Source organism: Salinimicrobium terrae DSM 17865 (assembly GCF_000424665.1).
GTDB classification, from domain to species: domain Bacteria; phylum Bacteroidota; class Bacteroidia; order Flavobacteriales; family Flavobacteriaceae; genus Salinimicrobium; species Salinimicrobium terrae.
This window is the reverse complement of sequence record NZ_KE384222.1, coordinates 141,382-163,781: the sequence shown is the minus strand read 5'-3', so window position 1 is coordinate 163,781 and position 22,400 is coordinate 141,382. Positions and strand designations below refer to the sequence as shown.

The window sequence follows — 22,400 nt, the reverse complement described above, 5'->3', positions numbered from 1 at the left end:
ATGTCACACATCGGAACACGGACATTGAAGATCTACCTTTTTTTTCCGTTGGTTTTTAGTCATTCTAATTGTACCTTTGCCATCTTATGGAAACACAGCAACTCCCTACCCAAAGAACGCCGAAACCCAAGTGGCTAAGAGTTAAATTACCAACCGGGAAAAAATACACCGAGTTGAGAAGTGTGGTAGACAAATACAACCTTCACACGATTTGCACCTCGGGAAGCTGCCCTAATATGGGGGAATGTTGGGGGGAAGGAACTGCAACATTCATGATCCTGGGAAACATATGTACCCGTTCCTGCGGATTTTGCGGAGTAAAAACCGGAAGACCTGAAACCCTGGATTGGGATGAGCCAGAAAAAGTTGCACGATCTATCAAGTTAATGAAGATCAAACATGCAGTGATCACCAGTGTAGACCGCGATGATCTTAAAGATATGGGTTCTATTATGTGGGCAGAGACAGTGAGTGCGATACGCCGCATGAATCCTGATACTACCCTGGAAACATTAATTCCCGACTTTCAGGGAGTTGAAAGAAATATTGATCGGATTATTAATGTAAATCCCGAAATTGTTTCCCATAATATGGAAACGGTTAAAAGGCTTACGCGCGAAGTGCGTATCCAGGCAAAATATGAAAGAAGTCTACAAGTGCTTAAATATCTTAAACAGCAAGGAGTAAAACGAACAAAGTCGGGAATAATGCTGGGTCTGGGTGAAATGGAAGAAGAGGTGATTCAGACCCTTGAGGACCTTCGAGCTGTTGATCTCGATATCGTAACTATAGGACAGTATCTGCAACCTACAAAACAGCATCTTCCGGTTCATGAATTTGTAACTCCGGAACAGTTTAAAAAGTATGAAACTATAGGTTTGGAAATGGGCTTTAGGCACGTGGAAAGTGGTGCTCTGGTTAGATCTTCATATAAAGCACAAAAGCATCTAACCTAATGGAGGGCGCAAAACCTTCAGCAGCATCAGCAAAAGAAAAGGTCCGTATTGGAATCAATGGATTTGGCCGTATAGGACGTAATTTTTTCAGATTACTTCTCGATCATAAAAATCTGGAAGTGGTTGTAATAAATGATCTTGCCCCCGCCCCTACCCTGACCCATCTCCTAAAATACGACAGCATTCATGGAGTCCTGAAAAAAGAAATTTCTTCTACAAGTAACTCTTTACTCATAGACGGCAAAGAAGTGTCCATACTTAATCATTTCATGCCGCAGGAGATTAATTGGAACCAATACCAGGTGGATGTAGTGGTGGAGAGCACAGGCAAGTTCAAAACGCGAAAAGATTTGGAGCCACATCTGCAACGAGGTGTCAAAAAGGTGATTTTAAGCGTGCCTCCCCAGGACGATTCTATAAAAATGGTAGTCTTAGGTGTCAATGAAGATATCCTTGACGGTACAGAAGACATTATTTCAAATGCTTCCTGCACTACCAATAATGCTGCCCCCATGCTTAGGATCGTAGATGAACTGGCCGGTGTAAAACAGGCCTACATTACTACTATCCATTCCTATACTACAGATCAAAGTCTTCATGACCAGCCCCACAAAGATCTCCGCCGGGCCAGGGCAGCAGGCCAGTCAATAGTTCCCACTACTACAGGAGCAGCAAAAGCCCTCACCAAGATCTTCCCCGATTTAAGTGAAGTAATAGGCGGCTGCGGAATTAGAGTGCCGGTAGCAAATGGCAGTCTCACCGATATGACCCTGCACGTCAAAAGGAAAACGACTATTGAAGAAATAAACGTTGCATTTAAAAACGCTGCTTCCGGACCTCTTAAAAATATTATCGAATATACCGAAGATCCAATAGTTTCAATTGACATTAAAGGTAATCCTCATTCCTGCATTTTTGACGCGCAAATGACATCTGTAGTAGGAGGTAACTTCGTGAAAATCATTGGATGGTATGACAACGAAATTGGATATTCCAGCCGGCTTATTGATTTAATTTCCCATGTGTCAATTAAATAGTTATATTTAGCCAAAGTTATTTTAAGTCCCAATGAAGAACTTTACTCTTTTAATTGTGGCATTTCTATTCTTTTCCTATTCCTACACCCAGGAAAAAAACCTACAGGAAGTAGATGAAATTAATGCCACTATTGAACAGCTGTTGGAAGACGCCGAAGAGTCAATTAACAGTATACACTTTGATCAGGCTCTAAGGGAGTTAAATACTGCTCTTGAATTGTCCAGGTCTATTGATCATCCACGATTAATTGCACTTTCGAGTAGTATCCTGGCTCAACTGCATTATGTGCGACATGAACAGGATAAGGCAGCTACAGAACTGCAGCGTGCAATTTCAATTCAGCGGGAAATAGGAGATGAAGAGGGTCTCGCCTACAGCTATCTCAACTTTGGAAAAATTTTCACTGCAAAGCGGATATTCGATCGTGCGACCGAATATTTTGACCTCGCCCAAGCTCTTTACGAAAAACAAGGTGACACTGAAGGATTAGGAATTGTTGATCTCAACCGTGGAATTCTTTATTTAAATACAGCAGAAAGACCACATGCTGCTCTTACTCTATTAAATTCGGCTGGTGAAAAACTAAGAACCAGCGACAATGAGTACGAGCGCGGGAGAGTTCACTATTACAAAGCACGTGCGTACCAGGCTTCAGATCAATTGCAAAGTGCCATGGCAGAGGCCGAAAAGAGTATGGAGTATTCCCGTAGAAACAACTTTGGGGGCATGATACAAAGTACGATGATGGTACAAAGCCAAATTCAGGAGGAAATGGGAAATACTTCAGAAGCTTTGATGCTGCTTCGTGAAAGTAACAAAATTCAGGATTCTTTATACAACCTTAACAGGGAAGCCCTTGCTTTGGATGCCAATGCTCGCTATGGAGTAGACTCTATGAAGAGTACCATGAATGAATTGACCCGTAAAAAAGAAGAGGCAGAAAGAACTCTCAAGGTCAACAAACTTACCACCATTCTTAGTGTGGCGTTGATCACAATTTTGTCATTACTGACCCTATCCCTATATAAAAACAACAATCTAAGGGCACGGGCGAATGACCTGCTTCAAAAGAAAAACTCAGAATTGATCACTGCCAAAGAAAATGCCGAAAAAGCTTCTCTTGCTAAAGCTCAATTTCTTTCTACAATTACCCACGAGCTTAGAACCCCCTTGTATGCAGTAACGGGCTTAACTCACCTGTTACTGGAAGAAAGTCCTACAGAAAATCAAAAAGAACATCTTAACTCTCTTAAGTTCTCCGGAGAATATCTACTTTCTTTGATCAATAATATTCTGGATCTCAATAAACTCGAAGCTAAAAAAGTGGAGATGCTTGAAAGTTCTTTTAACTTAAAAAAGCGTATTACCGATGTATTGATCGCCTTAAAGAATTCGGCCGAAGATAAAAAAACCACACTTCACCTGGAATTTGACAGTGAAATTCCGAAGAAATTAAAGGGAGATCCGCTTAAGATCTCCCAGATTCTTATCAACCTGATAGGAAATTCAATCAAATTTACCGAAGACGGGGATATTTGGGTACGGGTAAAACGCCTTAGCCAAAAGGATGACAAAGTGCTGTTAAGGTTTGAAATACAGGATACCGGGGAAGGAATTAGCAAGGAAAAACAAAAAGCGATTTTTGAGAATTTCACCCAGGGCTCTCTACAAATCAACCGGAAATTTGGCGGAACCGGTCTTGGTCTTTCCATAGTGAAAAACCTGCTTAATTTAATGGACAGTGAAATCCACCTGGAGAGCGAACTTGGAAAAGGTTCATTATTTTATTTTGAGCTGAATTTTGAAGCCCTTGAACCGGCCAATCCACAGGACAAAAAGAATAATGAAATTCCCGAACCGTTGTCAAATGATATCATGCACAATAAGAGAATTCTTATTGTAGAAGACAACAAGATCAATCAAATGATCACCCGAAAGATCCTGGAGAAAAATCAAGTGATTTGCGATGTGGCTGATAACGGAAGTATAGCAATCACAAAAGTTCAAAATAACGAATTTGATCTCATTTTAATGGATATCCATATGCCGGGGATAAGCGGAATCGAGGCTACGATCGAAATAAGGAAGTTCAATGAAACCATTCCAATTATAGCTCTTACCGCCGTAACCCTGGAAGAGAGTCTTGATGAGTTTTATCTAAATGGCTTTAACGATATTATTCCTAAACCTTATAAAACAGAAGAGTTTTTTCAAAAAATTAATAAGTACCTAAGCCAGGAAAAAGCCACGATTTAAAAAATGGCACGAGGTTTGAGAAAAGGTTTACTCAGGTTATTGTAAGAGATAGTTTGAATTAGCCAATAATTTAGAATGAGACTGTAACAGGTCTCATTTTTTCTGCACATAATTCAGTATCAAAGCATCAAATTCTTTCCTCCCATGGAGAAAACGGTTCGTAATGGGTAGATAAAAGATCTTCTCCCGGGAAATCTCATTTTTAAGTCTCATATAATCCTTCTCGGTTGTTATTATGAGCTCCTCGTGTTGAAGTTCCTTTAATTCAGCTTCCGTAAAATTATGATGATCTTTAAATGCTCTGTGGTTAAAATTTAATCCCAGATCCTGCAGGTGCTTCACCAGAGGTTTAGGATTTGCAATTCCCGTAACCAACGTAAAAGATGTTTTTTTAAGATCTTGTATTTTTAAGGATCTGTTCCTTCCCAAGACCACCTCACTATATTCTATACTACTAAAGAACACTTCCTGTTTGGCTGTGGGTTTTAATTTTTTGATGATCTCTATCTGCTCTTCCAAAGGAAGATTTGTGGGACATTTGGTCACTACAATTACATTTGCCCTTTTTGCCCCCATAATCGGCTCCCTTAGATCCCCTGCGGGAAGAACCAGATCATTGCGATAAATTTTAGAGTATGAAGTTAATAGAACATAAAACCCGGCGGTAACACTTCTGTGCTGAAAAGCGTCATCCAGCACCACCACCTGTGGCTTTGGATTTTCCTTTAGGAGTTCATCTATTCCATGACTACGGTTTTCGTCCACAGCCACCAGGACTTCTGGAAATTTATTTTTGAATTGCAAAGGCTCATCCCCAACCTCGGTCGCAGTTTCCCCTCCTGTGAGCAAAATGTATCCCCTGCTCTTTCTTCTGTACCCACGACTTAGGGTGGCAACTTTGTAGTTGGTCCTTAGCAGGTGAGTCAAATATTCTACCATGGGAGATTTTCCTGTACCGCCGGTACTTAAATTACCAACAGCAATAACCGGCAGGTCATAGCCTTGGGATGACAATACACCGCTGTCGTAAAGGTAGTTACGAAGGTGCATGGCCGTTCCATAGAGAATAGAAAAAGGATACAGAAGTTTTCTTCCAGACATGGATGCGAAGGTAATTTTTTTCCCGAAACGGCACCTATCTTTTAAAGCCTCAACAAAAAATTAATAAAAATTTACCATTTTTGGAGCTTACTTGCTGCGGAAGTTATTCTTCATAATAAATTTAACTGAAGAGTAACTTGAGACTTTTGTGAGCCCGATAATTTTTATATTTGGATTCTTCAGTAAAAACGAGATCATGTTTGTTAAAGACGTAATTCAGGAGATAGAAAAATTTGCTCCTACTGCATATGCCGAAGGTTTTGATAATGTTGGATTGCTCACCGGCTCCCCCAATAGCGATGTAAAAGGAATCCTGGTAACTCTTGACACCCTGGAAGATGTGGTAGAGGAGGCCATAGAAAAAAAATGTAACCTCATTGTGAGTTTTCATCCCATAATCTTCTCGGGCCTAAAAAAACTTACCGGCAGCAATTATGTAGAGAGAACCATTCTTAAGGCCATCAAGAATGACGTCGCCATTTACGCTATTCACACAGCACTGGACAACAGCTTTAAAGGTGTAAATGATGTGATTTGCGAACAGCTGGGAGTACATAACAGGAAGATCCTTATTCCACAACCGGGAACTATAAAAAAGCTTCTCACCTTTGTGCCGAAGAACGATGCAGCCAGCGTTAGGGAAGCCCTGTTTGCCGCCGGGGCAGGAACTATTGGAAATTATGATCACTGCAGCTTTAATTTGATTGGCAGCGGATCTTTCCGCGGAAATGATGAATCTAATCCAGTAATAGGCAGAAAAGGGGAAACTCATTATGAGGAAGAAGTACAGATGGGAATGACTTTTCCGAAGCATCTGGAAAAAAATATTTTAAATGCTCTTTTTGACAGCCATCCTTATGAAGAGGTGGCATATGAAATTATCAGCCTGGACAACCCAAATCAGCACATTGGAATGGGAATGATTGGGGAGCTGGAGCAAGAGGTGGAAGAAGAGGCATTTTTGAAGCAAGTGAAAGAAACTTTTGGGAGTGGGTGCATACGGCATTCATCTCTGCTTGGAAAACCAATAAAAAAAGTAGCTGTTTTAGGGGGCAGTGGAAGCTTTGCCATTAATAAAGCCATGGCAGTCGGAGCAGATATTTTCATTACCGCAGATCTCAAGTATCACGACTTCTATAAAGCCGAGCAAAGACTGGTGCTGGCCGATGTTGGCCATTATGAAAGCGAGCAGTACACAAAAACCCTTCTGACCTCTTTTCTTAAGAAAAAATTTGCTAATTTTGCAGTCGTTTTATCAAACACAGAAACCAATCCTATCAAGTATTTTTAACTATGGCAAAAAAATCCGATGTTACTGTAGAAGAGAAGTTAAGAGCGTTGTACGATCTTCAACTTATAGATTCCCGAGTGGATGAAATAAGAAATGTACGAGGTGAACTTCCCCTTGAGGTAGAAGATTTAGAAGATGAAGTAGCAGGCCTGAACACTCGTATGGAGAAAATGGATGCCGATCTAGAAGTGATCGAACAAGGTATTAATACTAAAAAAGTTTTGATAGAAGATGCTAAGGCATTGATCAAAAAATACAACGAGCAGCAAAAAAATGTGCGCAACAACCGTGAATTCAACGCACTTTCTAAAGAAGTGGAATTCCAGGAGCTCGAAATAGAACTCGCTGAAAAGCAGATAAAAGAATACCGCGCTCAAATTGAGCAGAAGAAAGAGGTGATCGAACAAACCAGAGAGCGTTTGGCCGAGCGCCAGAAACATTTGGATCATAAAAAAGGAGAGCTGGACGAAATTCTTGCTGAAACTGAGAAGGAAGAAAGAGCTCTGCTTGATAAATCCAAAGAATTTGAAAAGCAAATCGAAGAGCGCCTGGTAAATGCATATAAAAGAATACGTACCAGCGTAAAGAATGGCCTTGCAGTAGTTCCTGTTGAAAGAGGAGCATCGGGAGGATCATTTTTCACTATTCCACCGCAGGTAATCATGGAAATCGCCGGCCGCAGAAAGATCATAACCGACGAACACAGTGGACGAATTCTAGTAGACGAAGAACTGGCTCAGGAAGAAAGACAAAAAATGAACGAGCTTTTCCAAAGCTTCTAATTTTATTTATAAACAAAAGAACCCTTCACTGCTGTGAGGGGTTTTTTTGTTTAGGTAGATTTAGCTTTAAAATTCTCCGGCACAAGCTGGCATGTTTTTGTATTCAAACAAAACCTGATTTTGTACCTCTTTTAATATTCCGGAAAGATTATAAGGTTTAACTCCGGCTATTTTCTCAATCTTTAAATTTGAACTCAAGAACCTGAATCTAATTTCCATTAACATCTGTTTCACAGAAATCAATTTTGTATGGCTTAACTTTAAACATTAAACCTACAATTATGAAAAAGCTTTTTTTCATTATCACAGCGATGGTTTTTATCTCCTGTAACGACAGTAAAAATTCTGACTCCGATACATCGGAAAGGGTTAATACCGATAATATTTCTGCCGATACTTTGCCGCCGGGGAATATTCAGGAAGAGCGGGATGCAATCCAGACTCAAACAGAACCACCGGCCGTCGCGGTAGCCCTTGACGGAAATTACCGTAAAATTGAAAATGGGGAAGCTGCCGTTGATTGTAACTGCAACTGCATTGAGATCGATTTTGATCGTCCCACAGAATGGTGTATAGATAAGGATAAACTGTACATCACCGCCAGAACACAAAAGACCGGAGAAAACTCGGCCGAAGTTTACTTTGTTTCAGCCTCGAGAGAAGTTGAACCCGACAGGGAAATCCCCTGGAACGACTTTGATAAAAATACCCCCGTTGCCACAATAAACTTCACAGAAGATGGTGGAGCCGAGCTTGATTGGCTGGGTTTTTCCACCAATGGTGAAATATCCACAGATTACGCTCTATATGGCAAAAAGACCCTGGAAGGAACTTATAAAAAACAATAATTATGAAATTTCATCTTTTAATATTTTTACTTTTTAGTTTAACTGCCTGCGGAAATTCTTCGGGTGAAAAGGTCACCCTACCCGAAATTGCAAATGCCGAACCCGTAGAAGTTCCTACTCAGGATGGACTCGAAAAAGCTTATTTTGCCAGTGGCTGCTTCTGGTGTGTTGAAGCAGTTTTTGAAAGTGTTGTAGGCGTTAAGGAGGCAATCTCAGGGTATTCTGGAGGACACACCAAAAATCCTACCTACGAAGAAACCAATACCGGCCGTACCGGTCATGCAGAAGCAGTAGAAGTAATCTATGATCCGGAAGTAGTAGATTTTGCCACGCTCACAGATGTTTATTTTGGTTCTATGGATCCAACTCAGAAGAACGGTCAGGGTCCGGATCTTGGCTCTCAATACCGCTCTATCATCTTTTATCAAAATGCTGAACAGAAAAAAATCATTGAACAAAAATTAAAAGAACTGGCAGAGCAGTATACAAAGGCAATTGCTGTAGAAGTTTTACCATTTCAAAAATTCTGGCTGGCAGAGGATTATCATCAGGATTACAAAAGGTATAACCCAAATGATCCATACATAAGGAATGTTTCAGTTCCCAGGATGAACAGGTTTAAGGAGAAATTCCCCGAGTTACTAAAGGAAAATCAGTCTGATTAACTCTTCAAATCAACCTAAAAATTAATTTTCTTTGCGGAAACAGAACAAGCCCTTCTATAGATGGATATTACTACAGAGAATGTTTTATTAATAGGTTCACTTCTACTTCTTATAAGCATCCTGGCAGGAAAGACCTCGTACAAATTTGGAGTTCCAACGCTTATTCTTTTCCTCTCGGTGGGAATACTGGCAGGTTCAGAAGGGATTGGGAAAATTGAGTTTGATGATCCTCAACTTGCCCAGTTTGTTGGGATAGTCTCATTAAATTTTATTCTTTTTTCGGGAGGCCTGGACACCAGCTGGCGCAGTATAAAACCTATAGTATGGCATGGGATTTCACTTTCTACCCTTGGGGTTCTTTTTACCGCCATTTCTGTTGGAGTTTTTGTGTGGGCAATTACAGATTTTACTATTTATGAAGGGTTGTTACTGGGAGCCATTGTTTCCTCTACAGATGCTGCTGCCGTTTTTTCCATCCTTCGCTCAAAACAAATGGCATTAAAAGCCAATTTAAGGCCAACCCTGGAGCTGGAAAGTGGTAGTAATGATCCTATGGCTTATTTTCTTACCATTGCTTTTTTGGGACTGGTAGTGAATCAGGACCAGACCCTGCTTTCTATAGTTCCGCTCTTTTTACAACAAATTTTAATTGGAGCTGCGCTAGGGTTTCTCTTCGGAAAGGTTAGCAAAATGATCATCAATCGAATTACGCTTGATTTTGAAGGGCTATATCCAGTTTTGGCCATAGCCCTAATGTTCTTATCTTTTTCGGCTACCGACAGTATTGGCGGAAATGGCTTTTTAGCAGTGTACCTTACCGGAGTATACCTGGGGAATCAAGATCTTATTCATAAACGTACGATCATGCGCTTTTTTGACGGTGTAGCCTGGCTAATGCAAATTGTTCTGTTCCTAACCCTGGGGCTCCTTGTTTTCCCCAGTGAAGTTCTGCCTGTCATAGGTCTGGGAATATTAATTTCGGGGTTTCTCATACTAGTTGCCAGGCCTATAGGAGTTTTTCTAAGTCTGTCGCCCTTCAAAATGAAGATGCGCCGCCGTTGGTATATATCCTGGGTGGGACTTCGGGGCGCAGTACCTATAGTTTTTGCTACTTATCCATTACTGGCTGGAATTGAGAAAGCAGAAATGATCTTTAATATCGTCTTCTTCGTTTCCCTTACTTCTGTACTGGTGCAGGGAACAACCTTATCAACTGTAGCCAAGTGGCTTCATGTTGCGCTTCCAAAAAAGGCAAAAAAGATATCCCCTGTTGATGCCTTTCTAGCTGAAGGAACCAAGTCCCTCATAAAGGAAATTACCATTCCACCTGATAATTTTTCAGTAGGAAAGAGAATTGTAGACCTGCATTTTCCAAAAAATGCCATTATTGCAATGATCTCCCGAAATGGTCAATTTCTTACTCCAAATGGCGCCACCATGATCGAAGAGGACGATACTTTGATCGTGCTCATGGAAAATCAACGTAACGTGGAAGCGGTATATAACAGCCTCCATTTAGAATATAATCCGGATACTGAAGATGAAAACAACCTCTAACTTCCTTTAAACCTGGAGATAAAAAAAGAGCATTGAAAAACGCCCTTTTTAAATAATAAGTACAGAAGAATTTTATTCCTCCTCCTCGTCCAGCATTAAATTAAGAGTTACATCAACATTATCGCGCGTAGCTCTTGAGTAAGGACATATCTCATGTGCCTCATTCACCAGCTTCTCCCCTGTTTCTACATCTACACCCGGAATATAAGAGTCCAGAATAACTGAAAGTTCAAGGTCACCCTCTTCGGTTTGCCCAAGATCTACAGAAGCTGTAACAGAAAAATCTCCGAGGTCTATCTTGTGCTTCTTGGCCACCACCTGTAGCGCACTCCCATAACAGGCAGAATAACCCGCTGCAAAAAGCTGTTCGGGATTGGTTTTGTTCTCTCCTTTCCCACCCATAGATTTTGGCATGCTAAGATCGAGATCCAGAATTCCGTCGTCACTCTTTACATTTCCTTCTCTCCCGCCGGTTGTGGTAGCTACACCAGTATACAATGTCTTCATAATGATCTTTTATTTTGTTATTTTAGTACTTCAATATACAAATAAGATCTCCACCTAAAAATTATTCCCAGTGTGAAAAATCAGTCGGCTTTACATGAATCCAAAGGTAGTCGCCCCTCATCGAAGATTAATCCGGCTATGGCCAGGAAAATAAGGGAATCCCGAAAAAAGGAGTCTACGGTAGAAGAAATGTTCGCCCGGCTTAGAGCGGGAGATAAATCAGCTTTAAGCCAGGGAATTACTCTCGTGGAAACCAATCAGCCAAAGCAACAGGAAAAAGCTGCACGGCTTATAGAAAAATGTTTACCGTTTGCAAATAAGTCAATTAGAATTGGAATCACCGGAGTGCCGGGCGTTGGAAAAAGTACGTTTATTGAAGCCTTTGGCGGACACCTGGCCGACGCCGGAAAAAAAGTTGCTGTTTTGGCGGTCGATCCCAGCAGCACCATTTCGGGAGGAAGTATTCTTGGGGATAAAACCCGAATGGAGACGCTGGTAAACCATGAAAATGCTTTTATAAGGCCTTCCCCCTCGGGAGATTCTTTGGGAGGAGTGGCAAAAAAGACCCGTGAGACTATCATTTTATGTGAAGCGGCAGGTTTTGATACTCTTCTTATTGAAACTGTGGGAGTAGGGCAAAGTGAGACAACTGTTCACAGCATGACCGATTTCTTTTTACTGCTGAAGCTGGCCGGAGCCGGGGATGAACTTCAGGGGATTAAACGGGGAATAATGGAAATGGCCGATGCCATAGTGATTAATAAGGCCGATGGAGAGAACAAAAAACCGGCAGAAAGAGCCCGGGCTGAATTCCGGAGGGCCTTACATCTTTATCCCGCAAAAGAGAGCGGCTGGCAGCCAAAAGTACTTTTGTGTAGCGCCTATTACAAAGAGGGAATTAATGAGGTATGGGAGCTAATTTCAGATTATGAGGAGAAGATGAAAGAAAGCGGAAGCTTCAGTAAAAAGCGGCATGAACAAAATAAATTCTGGTTATTACAAACCATAAATGAACATCTAAAAAGTCGCTTTTACAATCATTTGGAAATTAAAAAGTTGCTTTCTCAACAACTTGATGCATTGGAAAATAACGAAACAACTCCTTTTGAGGCCGCTAATTATTTACTTCAAAGGTACCGGGAATTATAAAATATCATTTTACTTCATTGATCCAGGACACCTCATCTTCCTTTAATTGATGTTCATTGCGGCCGACAACTTTCCGCACCTAGAGTTTCCCGCTGTTAACAATCTATTGGGGATAGAATAATTTCATTAAACTTAATCTTCTGAAGTGGCCGAGGACTTAAAATACTTTTTTTCCAGGAATCTGAATAAGAGGAAAAACAAGTAACCTATGGTAATGCCGATGATCCATCCGGAAACTACATCACCCGGATAATGTACACCAATATAGATGCGGCTGTAGGAAACGAGCAATCCCCAAAAAATGAGCACCGGAAAAATGTGTTTCCAGTAGGTCTTTAGGATCATGCCCAGATAAACAACCAGAGCCGCTGAACTTGCTGCATGGGCAGAAAAATATCCGTGCCTGCCGCATCTTACGGCAACAAAGCGGGCATATTCCATAATGCCTTCCTGCCTGCATGGCCGGGGACGTTCAAAGAAATCTTTAAAAAGGTTGGAAAGCTGATCTGTACAGGTAATCACCGCCGCCACAAGAACAAGGCTGAGCAAAGTTTTTTTCCAGCCTAACGCCTTATAAAGAAAAAACACCAACAGCGCATAAAATGGAATAGAGGCAAACTTATTGGTGACAAAATTCCAAAAATCATCCCAGGCAGGATCTCCCAGGTTGTTGAGAAAAAGATAAAGTTGGTGATCCAGTTCTACTAACTGCTCCATATTTTAGTCTTCGTATCTTGAGATTTCCCTATCGTAAAAATCTGTAGCCTGCTGGATAAGGCCTTCGGCTTCAGACGAAAGTTCCTTTTCATCGCTTGCATCAAAATCTTCCAGCCATTCTACCTCGTCATTCTCAAGGTTTAAAATGAACCGCGGAAATTCAGTATGAATAATAAAAATAGCATCGGGATAATCTGTGTTATCACCTAGAAGGAATTTGGGAAAGTCCATAGTCTCTACTATATTTTTAACTGATCGGCTGATTTGTAGGCGCAGCCGACAAAAGTAATTTTTTGCTTAAATAATTGAAACGAATATACAACATTAATGCCGATGCGCTAAGACCTGCAAGTAAACCGAACCATATTCCCATGCTTCCTAAGGCAGATTCTTTTCCCAGAAACCATGATACAGGAAAGCCTATGATCCAATAGGCTATAAAGCAGATAAGCGTAGGAAGTTTCACGTCCTGTAAACCTCTTAGAGCTCCAAGAATAACAACCTGCATCCCGTCACTTAACTGAAAAAGTGCGGCTACAATTAATAATTGGGCAGCCAGTAAGATGACTTCTGTATTATCGATATATAGCGTAGGGAGCCAATCCTTCAGCACAATAAAACCTACAGCAAAAACTGCTTCTATTATAAATACAAGTAAAAAGGTTGAAAAGGCAATACGTCTCAACTCAGAATAATTTGCTTTGCCTTTCTGGTTCCCTACTCGAATAGTTGCGGTCACCCCTAATCCAACAGCGATCATAAAGGTCATGGAGGCTAAGTTGAGTGCAATTTGATTTGCGGCCTGGGGATTTGTTCCCAAAGTACCAGCAAGAAATACTGTAGCTGTAAAAATTGCCACTTCAAATAGCATCTGCAGAGCGGTAGGAAAACCAAGGGCAAATAACCTCTTAAAAATGTCAATTCTTAGCAGTCCTTTTCTGGACCAGACAAAATACTGCCGGAATTTTTTCTTTCTCCTAAGGATCTCCCAGATAAACCAGATCATAAAAAACCTGGAGATCAACGTTCCCCATGCTGCTCCTTCAAGTTCCAGCCTTGGAAAAATCCAGATTCCATATATGAGTAGGTAATTGAACAGAACATTTACCGCATTGGCGATCAAGGTGGCATACATTGCATAACGGGTCTGAGAAAGACCATCGGCAAACTGCTTGTATGCCTGGAAAAGCATTAGTGGGATCATCGAAAAGGCAACAATTTCCAAGTATGGAATAGCAAGATCTACAACTTCGGGCGGCTGGTCCAGGTGATATAGAATTGGCTTCGCCAGCAATAGCAGGATAAAAAGGAATATCCCATTAATGGCGCACATGATAATGCCGTGATGGAAATAACTTTTTCCCGTCTCAATGTCTCCCGAGCCGTCAGCTTCAGCAATAAGAGGAGTGATAGCAAAAGAAAATCCTATACCAAGGGAAAGTGCAATAAAGACCAGACTGTTACCCAAAGAAACGGCGGCCAGGGGTGCAGCTCCCAATTGGCCAACCATAATATTATCGGCCAGGCCAACCATAACATGTCCCAACTGCCCAAGCATGACAGGGTATGCAATGTTCAGGTTTTTACCAAATTCTCTTGTATAGGCTGTGAGCTGCACCCCTTGAAGTTTGAGGCTGCAAAGATAGAAAGTTTAATTGCCGGGCAACTAACCCGGCAATTCTTTTTATTTCAGGATATCATTCTCTTTTTCAATATCGTCGAACCCGTACTTGTCAACAAGATAAATTAAAGAAGCCATCGTAGCAGCTCCTAATTCAAGTTCCCGTTTGTTCACTGCATCAAAGGTATCGGTAGCGGCATGGTGGTAATCAAAATACCTCTGTGAATCTGGACGGAGACCGGCCAGGACTGTACTTCCATTCTTCAGGGGACCAATATCTGCCCCACTGCCCCCTCTACCAAAATAATGAACCAGATAAGGCTCAAAAAGAGGTTTCCATCCCAGGATTTTCTCGTACTGTGAATCGCGTGCATCTATAGAAAAACCACGAGGCGTAAAACCTCCTGAATCACTTTCGAGGGCGAAAATGTGATTCTCCTTATTCTTTTCGGCTACTTCGGCATATTTTTTTCCACCTCTTAAACCATTTTCTTCATTCATGAAAAGTACCACCCTAATGGTCCTTTTTGGTTTAATTCCGGATTCTTTAAACATCCTTAAAACTTCCATAGACTGCACCACTCCGGCGCCGTCATCATGAGCGCCGTCGCCAACATCCCAGGAATCCAAATGACCACCAACAACAATATATTCATCGGGTCTTTCGCTGCCTTTGATCTCTCCAATAACGTTGTAAGATTCAACGTCCTCAAAGTTGCGACAGTTCATTTTGTAGTAAAAATCAAGATCTTTATTAAGCTTTAGCATACTACTCAGGTACTCGGCATCTCTGGTGCTAATGGCCGCTGCGGGAATTCTTTCACTATTGGGAATATTACCGTAACTCATGGAGCCAGTATGGGGATAATTATCTATTTTATGAGAAAGTGACCGAACGATTACTCCGACCGCGCCGTATTTGGCAGCTTCGGCAGCACCCGAGTAGCGCTGATCCACACAGCCACCATAAGCTTCAAAAGTATGAATAAGGTCGGCACGCATTGGACGGTTGTAAAAGACGATTTTTCCTTCTAACTGCTCTCTACCATACCTTGCCAGGTCTTCAATTCCCTGTACTTCTATTACTTTAGCCCGAAGGCCGGTATCGGGAGTCGCAACAGAACCACCCAAAGCAAGAATATTCACCGTGTTTGAAGGAGACCCGGGCGATTGAATATAAGCATATTCTGGTGCACCCCGTGTCCATTTTGGCACCATAACCGGCTGGAGCCATACACGATCAAGACCGAGTTTTTCAAGTTCGGCTTTAGTATAATCTACCGCCTGCTGTGCATTTACAGAACCCGAAAGCCTTCCACCAATATTATTGGATAAATGATCCAGCCAGGCATAACTCTGCCCATGAAGTAGAGCAATATCATAAAGTTTTCTAAGAGCAAGAGAATCCTGCTGTGAATTGGTTTGTGCACCTGCACTAAAAGAAGCAAGTACAAAAAGGAGAGCTGCTATTTTTTTCATATTTTTTTGCTAAACAGGAAACAAATGTAAAAAACCATTCCAAACATGTTCAAAAAAGAAAAAATTATAAAGATTTTTTTTGAAGGCAATTTCTATCTCAAATTATTCCTTTTCGAAAGGAGCCTAACTGAAGCCATTTTTTTATCTTTCCCAAAAATTTAAACCCTTTGAACAAGCAGCAGGTAATTAATAACGTCTCGACTCTTTTGCAGGAAATTCCAACTTCCATGGAGATAGTAAAGGATGATCATAAAAGGGAAAAAAGATTTCACTATCTCGCAACGTACATGGTGGAAAAAGCCATTGAAAAAGATGCTCTCATAATTTCTCCGGATGGTAAGGGAATAGCTATTCTTTTTAGGACTAACAGTAAAGACCAGGACTTTTGGAAAGACCTCATCATGGATCTAAAACTAGCGGTTAACGTGACTGGAATCAGGAAAGGTTTGAATGCAATGAAAGTGCAGAAGTATGTGAAAGCTCAACGTCCTAAAGAGGGAGATTACCTCTACTGCTGGTTTTGGGGAATACTCAGCGATGCTCGTGGGAGCGATGATGCAAAAACGGCTTATGATATGAAAAATAAGTTTTACGCTATTGCTAAGGACCTGCAGCTCCCTATCTATGCCGAAACCAGAATTAGGAGGATAAGCCTTGCCTACCGTCGCTATGGCTTTAAACTTTTTAATGAATGGGACCATCCCAGCGGAGACAAAATGTTTTTCTTAAAATATACTCCTCCTCCCAAAGATTAGTAGATAAAAATATTTTGATTTAAGTCCTAAACGGAAAAAGTAACTTTACCTTCACTTTCCTTTCCTGATTGTTAAAAATGGCTTTTGCTGATAGAATTTTTTTTGATAAAAAAATTATTCAGGATTTCCTGCAATTCCTTTTTTGTCAGGCACACTTATAGGCCTCATTCTTGTGCCTTACAGAATTATTCTCCGGGTACCTGCAGAACTTCTTAATCCAGTATAAGCGAAAATCAAAGGTTGATCGAACATCCTACACAGTATTCTCGAAAAAACTTTAGTATCTACTCTGGAAGATGTCGGACAGTATTCACTCAATCACCTCTCTTTTATACCTGATCATTATAATTCCATAATAGAAAACTAAAGTCCTAAAAATCAGTTAAATTAAATAAATCCATGATGGATATTTCATAATTTTAGAGGACTAGCTAACCAAGGAAAATATTGACATAGAAATAACTTCAATTGCCTTCAAATCATCTTTAAAACCTTATATCATGAGCACAAACAAAACTCCCGGGTTCAACGAACCATCCATTGATTCCAGAGGGCAAATACGGACTGGAAGAGAAGTTAGAAGACAGGATTGGGGATATACCAATCAGTATCGTCGAATGATGCAGAGAGACACCCGACAAAGTGTCGAAGATCAACAAATTTCTAAAGGTTTCTGAAGGTCTTTTCTGCAGTTCTATTAATCCTAAAAGCCATTTATTTTTAGGTTAAAACCAAATAGTTTGGAAAAATAGCTTCAGCTAATGAAGATCCCAATATTAACAAAGGGTAAGCTCTTACGAGTTTACCCTTTAAAAATATATTCTAACCTGAATTTACTAGACAATCTCTGCTGTCAGACCTTCTTCAAGGAGTTTCCCACAGCGTGGCTCCAAATCTTTATATGTTCCGGTTTTTACCGTGCATTTCCCTTTATAATGGACCAGGAGAGAGCATTGCTCGGCCTGCTCCGGGGTATGTTCACACGCAATAATGAGCGTTTCTATAACATGATCAAAAGTGTTATAATCATCATTATACAAAACGATCTCATGAAGTTTCGACTCCTTAGTTTCTACCTTCTTCTTTTCAAGAACTTCTTCTTGTGTACTCATAGTCAGACATTTTCATGTGGAAAAACAGGGTTAAATATAAGAATTTCTTCTTAATCCTGTTTCTTGAAGAATTTTAAAGCCACCCACTCTTCCCGTTCCTTAAAATCTTTATATTCCAAACCAATCCTCTCGCATTCCTTCTTTATTACCGGAATATCTTTAGAGTAAAATCCGCTAAGATACAGTTCCCCCCCTGCATAGAGGCTTTTATAGTAGTTCTGCATATCTTCCAGTAAAATATTCCTGTTGATGTTGGCTATAATGACATCATAGTGACGGTACTTGAGTAGTTCTGCACCTCCTTCAAAAGCTTCGATCCTGGTGCATTCATTACGCTCTACATTTTCCTGGGTATTTTGATAGCACCAGTTATCAATATCGATCGCTTCGATTTGTGATGCACCTCTTTTCTCGGCTACAATAGCCAATACACCCGTACCACATCCCATGTCCAGGACCTTCTTTCCGTGAAAATCCTGTTCCAAAAGAAATTCTATCATCATGTGAGTGGTAGCATGATGGCCGGTTCCAAAAGACATTTTTGGCTCGATCACGATATCGTAAGTGACATCCGGTTTTGGATGAAAAGGTGCCCTTACCCCACATTGTTCATTAACAATAATAGGATGAAAATTCTTTTCCCACTCCACATTCCAGTTCACCTGTTCAATTTCGGTTTGGGTAAAGGAAATATCGAATTCATTGGACTGGAGGATGTGAATTCCTGTCATTGATTCTGCATCATATTCTTCTTTGGGAATATACGCAGTAATTCCATCTTCATTTTCTACAAAACTTTCAAAACCAGCCATACCCAGTTCGGCAATAAGGATTTCTGATGCCGGTTGTGGGGGTTCAATGACAAATCTAAACTCCAGATAATTCATAATTTTATTTTCAAAATGCCTCAACAATAGCCATAAAGTCTTCGGCTTTAAGACTTGCACCGCCTATAAGACCACCATCCACATCTTCTTTTGCAAAGATTTCCTGAGCATTTCCCGGTTTTACACTTCCACCATAAAGGATTGCCACATCATTTGCCACTTCATTCCCATATTTCTCAGCAACCGTTTTCCTAATAAATGCGTGCATTTCCTGTGCCTGTTCAGGGGAGGCTGTTTCGCCTGTTCCAATAGCCCAAACAGGTTCATAAGCGATCACTACTTTATTCCAGTTGGCTTCAGGAACGTGAAAAAGGCCTTTTTCCAGCTGTCGCTTTACTACCTCGAAATGTTTTTCCGTCTTTCGTTCACCAAGTTCTTCTCCGCAGCAAAAGATCACTTCCATGTCATTTTCTAACGCAGCGTTTACTTTCTTTGCCAACAATTCATCGGTCTCTTTATAAATTGCCCGACGTTCACTATGCCCCAGGATCACGGTTTTAATCCCAATACTGGTAAGCATTTGCCCGGAAACCTCGCCTGTGTATGCTCCGTCACTATTCTCATTCATATTTTGCGCCGCAACATCAACAGGCAATTCTCTTAAAGATTCAAAAGCGTGGTGTAGATTGGTAAAAGAAGGAGCCACAATCACCCGCACACCTTCCTTTTCTTTATATAACTTTTTAATGTTTGACAACAAATCTTCGGTTTGAGCCAGATCATTATTCATTTTCCAGTTTCCGGCTACTATTTTGTCTCTCATAATTGTAGTTTAAGGGTAAGTTAGTATTCTGTTTCTATTGGTTTAGCTAAAACTATTATAAAATCCTTCGGAAAATCTTTGTAATGAACAGATTAATTCTCCAGGGATCTCATATTGTTTTGAAAATACAAATATAAGACTGCAGACGTTAACAACCTGCCGAAAAACCAGGAAAACCACAAATATGAGGTGTCAAAAATGGCATTTTGAGCAGCTTTTTCCCTGCAGTTGATTCCGAAGTATTAAAAGCATGAGTTTTGAGGAATAACCAACCTAAAAAAAGAGCTTTCAGAATTAATTATTGAAAACACCTTCTAAAAAGAACATTTCTGGAACCTCTTAAAACTGGAGGTCTGCGGCATCATTCCAGTGCAGTTTTTGAAGAATAGTGCCCTCCTGAAGTCTCACCAATCCGGGATTACTTCTAATAATAGTTTTTAACGCAGTTTCATCGCTGAAATACCATTCCAGGTCGAGGTTGTACTTTTGATTCATTTCCTCTTTAAGCTCTTCCCCTGATGCTGAAAGGCCAACAACCCTATACCCACTGGCACGGGCATCTTCTATTACATTCTTAAGCTTTCGGAAGCCATCGGCCTCACTACGGGAAAGGCTATAGGCAACGATCATAAGTAATTTATCTTCCTGAAGGATCTCGGAAGTATACTTCTCTCCGTTTCTTTCTATGGAGAAATCGAGGATGGGTGGTACGTAACCTTCCTGAACCATCTCAGTCTCCACTTCAATAAATTCTCCTTCTGCTGCAGGATAGGAACCACTGGTAGTGTAAATTTTCTCCTCCCCATTCACCAGGAATTTCCAGTGGTAGTCATATATAGCTTCGGGTGCTCCCGGCGGTACGCTCATAGCTTGTTCAATATTGGTTCCTTCTTTGTAGGCCCTAAAATCAAAAACCGGAAGGTGCATTAAAACATAATATGCAAAAACAAAACATAGCATGAACGATAGAAAAACTATCCACCTGTGGGAGGCTTTGGCAAAATAGGGGGTGATGTATTCTCTTTTAAAAAAGAGAATTAGTATAAGCACAAGAAGAATCATGTCTTTATAAAAAGACTGCCAGGGGGTAAGAGGAATTGCATCCCCAAAACAGCCACAATCGGTTACCTTATTGTAATAAGCCGAATAAAAGGTGAGGAAACCAAAAAATATAACCATGAGCAGTAATGCCCAGGTGGTAAATTTCGGAAGGTATCCTATAATTAACATAACCCCAAGAACAAGTTCAAAGACCACTACTAAAAGTGCGATCACAAGTGCAAATGGTGCTAAAAATTCCAGGTCAAGAACCGATGGACTAAAATATTCTTCCAATTTGAAAGAAAAACCTATAGGATCATTAAGCTTTATAAATCCCGAGAAAATGAATAAGATCCCTACCACCCAACGGGAAATGTCTACAAGTAATTTCATGCCGTACCATTTATGTTTTACTAAGTTCGCTGTTTTCGTTAATGTGTATTAAAGCAAAGACGGCATAATTTATCATATCTTCATAATTCGCCCCAATCCCCTCACTCACAATAGTTTTACCTTTATTGTCTTCTATTTGCTTGATACGAAGCAATTTTTGCAGGATAAGATCGGTTAATGAGCTAACTCTCATCTCTCGCCATGCTTCCCCATAGTCATGATTTTTGTCTTCCATCAGCTGTTTTGTGCGCTCAATGGTACGATCATATAATTCTTCGACTTCTTTAGTTAACAGGTCGGGTTGTACTGCAATCCCTTTTTCCAGCTGAATCAAGGCCATCACCGAATAATTGATGATCCCTATGAATTCGGGTACTTCTCCTTCATCCACTTTTCTCACCTCGTTTTCCTGAAGACCTCTTATTCGCTGCGCCTTAATAAAGATTTGGTCGGTAAGCGACGGAAGCCTTAAAATACGCCAGGCACAACCATAATCTTTCATCTTTTTCATAAAAAGGCCGCGACATTCGGCGATAACAGAATCATATTGGGCGGAGGTGTCCTTCATAGAAACGGGTAATTTGTGTAAATTTCGCTGATTTAAATCTTTTTGTCAAAGTTAATTTTTCCAACCAGAAAACCGCGTTTTTTAGAATGTATATCAATTGTAAAGCCCGGCTTATAGATCTTTCCACTCCCAAAGTAATGGGTATTCTTAACATCACCCCCGATTCTTTCTACGATGGCGGATACCGGGAAAAACTGGAAGATCATTTACTGCAGGCAGAAAAAATGCTGAAAGAGGGAGCAGATTTTATCGATGTAGGTGCCTACAGCAGCCGTCCTGGAGCTACAGATATTTCGGAAGCTGAAGAGTTGCAACGAATTCTTCCCGTAGTGGAGGCGCTGGTAAAAAAATTCCCCGAATTAATTATTTCCGTAGATACCTTCCGCAGTGAAGTGGCACGGCAGTGTGTAGAAGCAGGGGCGGCTATGATAAACGATATTTCCGCAGGAAATCTTGATAAAACAATGATGGAAACTGTAGCCCGACTGCAAGTGCCATACATCATGATGCACATGAGAGGTAATCCTAAAACCATGAAAACCCTTAACCAGTATGAAGATCTTACCAGGGATGTTTTATTCTATTTTTCTAAAAAAATTGACCGCGCAAGAGAAATGGGGATCAATGATCTTATTATAGATCCTGGCTTTGGTTTCTCAAAAAATATTGCTCAGAATTTTGAATTGCTGTCACACCTGGAACTTTTTAAAAACCTGAACCTGCCCTTATTATGCGGGCTCTCAAGAAAATCCCTAATTTACAAGACTTTCAACACCACACCGGAAGAAGCCCTTAACGGCACCACCGTTCTCAATACCATTTCTTTAATGAAAGGGGCTAACATTTTAAGAGTTCATGACGTGAAGGAAGCGGCGGAATGTGTGAAATTAGTGCAGCGGCTAAGAAACTAACTC

23 protein-coding genes are annotated in these 22,400 nt (G+C 40.7%); 12 read left to right on the top strand and 11 right to left on the bottom strand.

Annotation, left to right across the window (positions count from 1 at the left end; translation table 11 throughout):
• The first annotated feature begins 86 nt into the window (after positions 1 to 86).
• The 3 genes from lipA to H148_RS0115150 are packed head-to-tail and all read left to right on the top strand — an operon-like array spanning position 87 to position 4,250.
• Positions 87 to 956 carry a lipoyl synthase gene (gene lipA / locus H148_RS0115160; protein WP_029035558.1) on the top strand — a complete coding sequence of 290 codons (870 nt, stop codon included), beginning with the start codon at positions 87 to 89 and terminating at the stop codon, positions 954 to 956.
• On the top strand, positions 956 to 1,993 hold the full coding sequence (gap, locus tag H148_RS0115155) for a type I glyceraldehyde-3-phosphate dehydrogenase (RefSeq protein WP_051286528.1): 1,038 nt from the start codon (positions 956 to 958) through the stop codon (positions 1,991 to 1,993). Before lipA ends, gap begins: the two co-directional genes overlap by 1 nt.
• A gap of 31 nt (positions 1,994 to 2,024) precedes the next feature.
• Positions 2,025 to 4,250, top strand: coding sequence for an ATP-binding protein (locus tag H148_RS0115150; RefSeq protein ID WP_029035556.1), 2,226 nt, complete (start codon positions 2,025 to 2,027; stop codon positions 4,248 to 4,250).
• A gap of 93 nt (positions 4,251 to 4,343) precedes the next feature.
• On the opposite strand, the gene lpxK is transcribed toward H148_RS0115150, so the two are convergent.
• On the bottom strand, positions 4,344 to 5,351 hold the full coding sequence (gene lpxK / locus H148_RS0115145) for a tetraacyldisaccharide 4'-kinase (RefSeq protein ID WP_029035555.1): 1,008 nt from the start codon (positions 5,349 to 5,351) through the stop codon (positions 4,344 to 4,346).
• A gap of 196 nt (positions 5,352 to 5,547) precedes the next feature.
• On the opposite strand from lpxK, the gene H148_RS0115140 reads away from it, so the two are divergent.
• The 5 genes from H148_RS0115140 to H148_RS0115115 all read left to right on the top strand — a co-directional run bounded on the left by H148_RS0115140 (position 5,548) and on the right by H148_RS0115115 (position 10,494).
• Positions 5,548 to 6,642 (top strand): Nif3-like dinuclear metal center hexameric protein, encoded by a 1,095-nt coding sequence (locus tag H148_RS0115140; RefSeq protein WP_029035554.1) that lies wholly within the window; start codon positions 5,548 to 5,550, stop codon positions 6,640 to 6,642.
• A gap of 2 nt (positions 6,643 to 6,644) precedes the next feature.
• Positions 6,645 to 7,424, top strand: coding sequence for a zinc ribbon domain-containing protein (locus H148_RS0115135; protein ID WP_029035553.1), 780 nt, complete (start codon positions 6,645 to 6,647; stop codon positions 7,422 to 7,424).
• Positions 7,425 to 7,705: 281 nt separating this feature from the next.
• On the top strand, positions 7,706 to 8,272 hold the full coding sequence (locus H148_RS0115125; protein WP_029035552.1) for a hypothetical protein: 567 nt from the start codon (positions 7,706 to 7,708) through the stop codon (positions 8,270 to 8,272).
• Between the two features lie 2 nt (positions 8,273 to 8,274).
• Positions 8,275 to 8,937, top strand: coding sequence for a peptide-methionine (S)-S-oxide reductase MsrA (gene msrA / locus H148_RS0115120; RefSeq protein ID WP_029035551.1), 663 nt, complete (start codon positions 8,275 to 8,277; stop codon positions 8,935 to 8,937).
• A gap of 60 nt (positions 8,938 to 8,997) precedes the next feature.
• The gene (locus H148_RS0115115; RefSeq protein WP_029035550.1) at positions 8,998 to 10,494 is read left to right on the top strand and encodes a potassium/proton antiporter; all 1,497 of its coding nucleotides are present in this window, start codon (positions 8,998 to 9,000) and stop codon (positions 10,492 to 10,494) included.
• A 72-nt stretch (positions 10,495 to 10,566) separates the two neighbouring features.
• Here the strand turns inward: H148_RS0115115 and H148_RS0115110 are convergent, their stop codons facing one another.
• Positions 10,567 to 11,001 carry an organic hydroperoxide resistance protein gene (locus H148_RS0115110; RefSeq protein WP_029035549.1) on the bottom strand — a complete coding sequence of 145 codons (435 nt, stop codon included), beginning with the start codon at positions 10,999 to 11,001 and terminating at the stop codon, positions 10,567 to 10,569.
• Between the two features lie 63 nt (positions 11,002 to 11,064).
• Here H148_RS0115110 and meaB point away from each other — a divergent pair, with 63 nt between their 5' ends.
• Positions 11,065 to 12,150, top strand: a complete 1,086-nt coding sequence (gene meaB / locus H148_RS0115105) for a methylmalonyl Co-A mutase-associated GTPase MeaB (protein WP_029035548.1) — start codon at positions 11,065 to 11,067, stop codon at positions 12,148 to 12,150.
• A gap of 132 nt (positions 12,151 to 12,282) precedes the next feature.
• On the opposite strand, the gene H148_RS0115100 is transcribed toward meaB, so the two are convergent.
• The 4 genes from H148_RS0115100 to H148_RS0115085 all read right to left on the bottom strand — a co-directional run bounded on the left by H148_RS0115100 (position 12,283) and on the right by H148_RS0115085 (position 15,967).
• A complete protein-coding gene (locus H148_RS0115100) occupies positions 12,283 to 12,867 on the bottom strand; it encodes a phosphatase PAP2 family protein (protein WP_029035547.1) in 585 nt (194 codons plus the stop codon).
• A 3-nt stretch (positions 12,868 to 12,870) separates the two neighbouring features.
• Entirely contained in the window at positions 12,871 to 13,098 is a 228-nt protein-coding gene (locus H148_RS0115095) for a hypothetical protein (protein ID WP_029035546.1), read from the bottom strand.
• Between the two features lie 16 nt (positions 13,099 to 13,114).
• Positions 13,115 to 14,485 (bottom strand): MATE family efflux transporter, encoded by a 1,371-nt coding sequence (locus H148_RS0115090; RefSeq protein ID WP_029035545.1) that lies wholly within the window; start codon positions 14,483 to 14,485, stop codon positions 13,115 to 13,117.
• Between the two features lie 66 nt (positions 14,486 to 14,551).
• Entirely contained in the window at positions 14,552 to 15,967 is a 1,416-nt protein-coding gene (locus H148_RS0115085) for a M20/M25/M40 family metallo-hydrolase (RefSeq protein WP_029035544.1), read from the bottom strand.
• 167 nt (positions 15,968 to 16,134) lie between these two features.
• On the opposite strand from H148_RS0115085, the gene H148_RS0115075 reads away from it, so the two are divergent.
• Positions 16,135 to 16,722: a hypothetical protein gene (locus H148_RS0115075; protein WP_029035543.1), complete on the top strand. Its 588-nt coding sequence runs from the start codon at positions 16,135 to 16,137 to the stop codon at positions 16,720 to 16,722.
• A 500-nt stretch (positions 16,723 to 17,222) separates the two neighbouring features.
• Positions 17,223 to 17,399 (top strand): hypothetical protein, encoded by a 177-nt coding sequence (locus tag H148_RS18650; protein WP_156877271.1) that lies wholly within the window; start codon positions 17,223 to 17,225, stop codon positions 17,397 to 17,399.
• A 159-nt stretch (positions 17,400 to 17,558) separates the two neighbouring features.
• Here the strand turns inward: H148_RS18650 and H148_RS0115065 are convergent, their stop codons facing one another.
• From H148_RS0115065 to H148_RS0115045, 5 genes are all read right to left on the bottom strand, one after another.
• Complete coding sequence (locus H148_RS0115065) at positions 17,559 to 17,834, bottom strand: ATP-dependent Clp protease adaptor ClpS (protein WP_029035542.1); 276 nt, start codon at positions 17,832 to 17,834, stop codon at positions 17,559 to 17,561.
• Positions 17,835 to 17,884: 50 nt separating this feature from the next.
• Positions 17,885 to 18,721: a 50S ribosomal protein L11 methyltransferase gene (gene prmA, locus H148_RS0115060; RefSeq protein WP_037325440.1), complete on the bottom strand. Its 837-nt coding sequence runs from the start codon at positions 18,719 to 18,721 to the stop codon at positions 17,885 to 17,887.
• A 10-nt stretch (positions 18,722 to 18,731) separates the two neighbouring features.
• Positions 18,732 to 19,484, bottom strand: coding sequence for a triose-phosphate isomerase (gene tpiA / locus H148_RS0115055; protein WP_029035540.1), 753 nt, complete (start codon positions 19,482 to 19,484; stop codon positions 18,732 to 18,734).
• Between the two features lie 339 nt (positions 19,485 to 19,823).
• Positions 19,824 to 20,918, bottom strand: a complete 1,095-nt coding sequence (locus H148_RS0115050) for a BT_3928 family protein (RefSeq protein WP_029035539.1) — start codon at positions 20,916 to 20,918, stop codon at positions 19,824 to 19,826.
• Between the two features lie 10 nt (positions 20,919 to 20,928).
• The gene (locus H148_RS0115045; RefSeq protein ID WP_029035538.1) at positions 20,929 to 21,486 is read right to left on the bottom strand and encodes a DUF1599 domain-containing protein; all 558 of its coding nucleotides are present in this window, start codon (positions 21,484 to 21,486) and stop codon (positions 20,929 to 20,931) included.
• An 86-nt stretch (positions 21,487 to 21,572) separates the two neighbouring features.
• Between H148_RS0115045 and folP the strand changes: the two genes are divergently transcribed.
• Positions 21,573 to 22,397 (top strand): dihydropteroate synthase, encoded by an 825-nt coding sequence (gene folP, locus H148_RS0115040; RefSeq protein ID WP_029035537.1) that lies wholly within the window; start codon positions 21,573 to 21,575, stop codon positions 22,395 to 22,397.
• Positions 22,398 to 22,400: the final 3 nt, after the last annotated feature.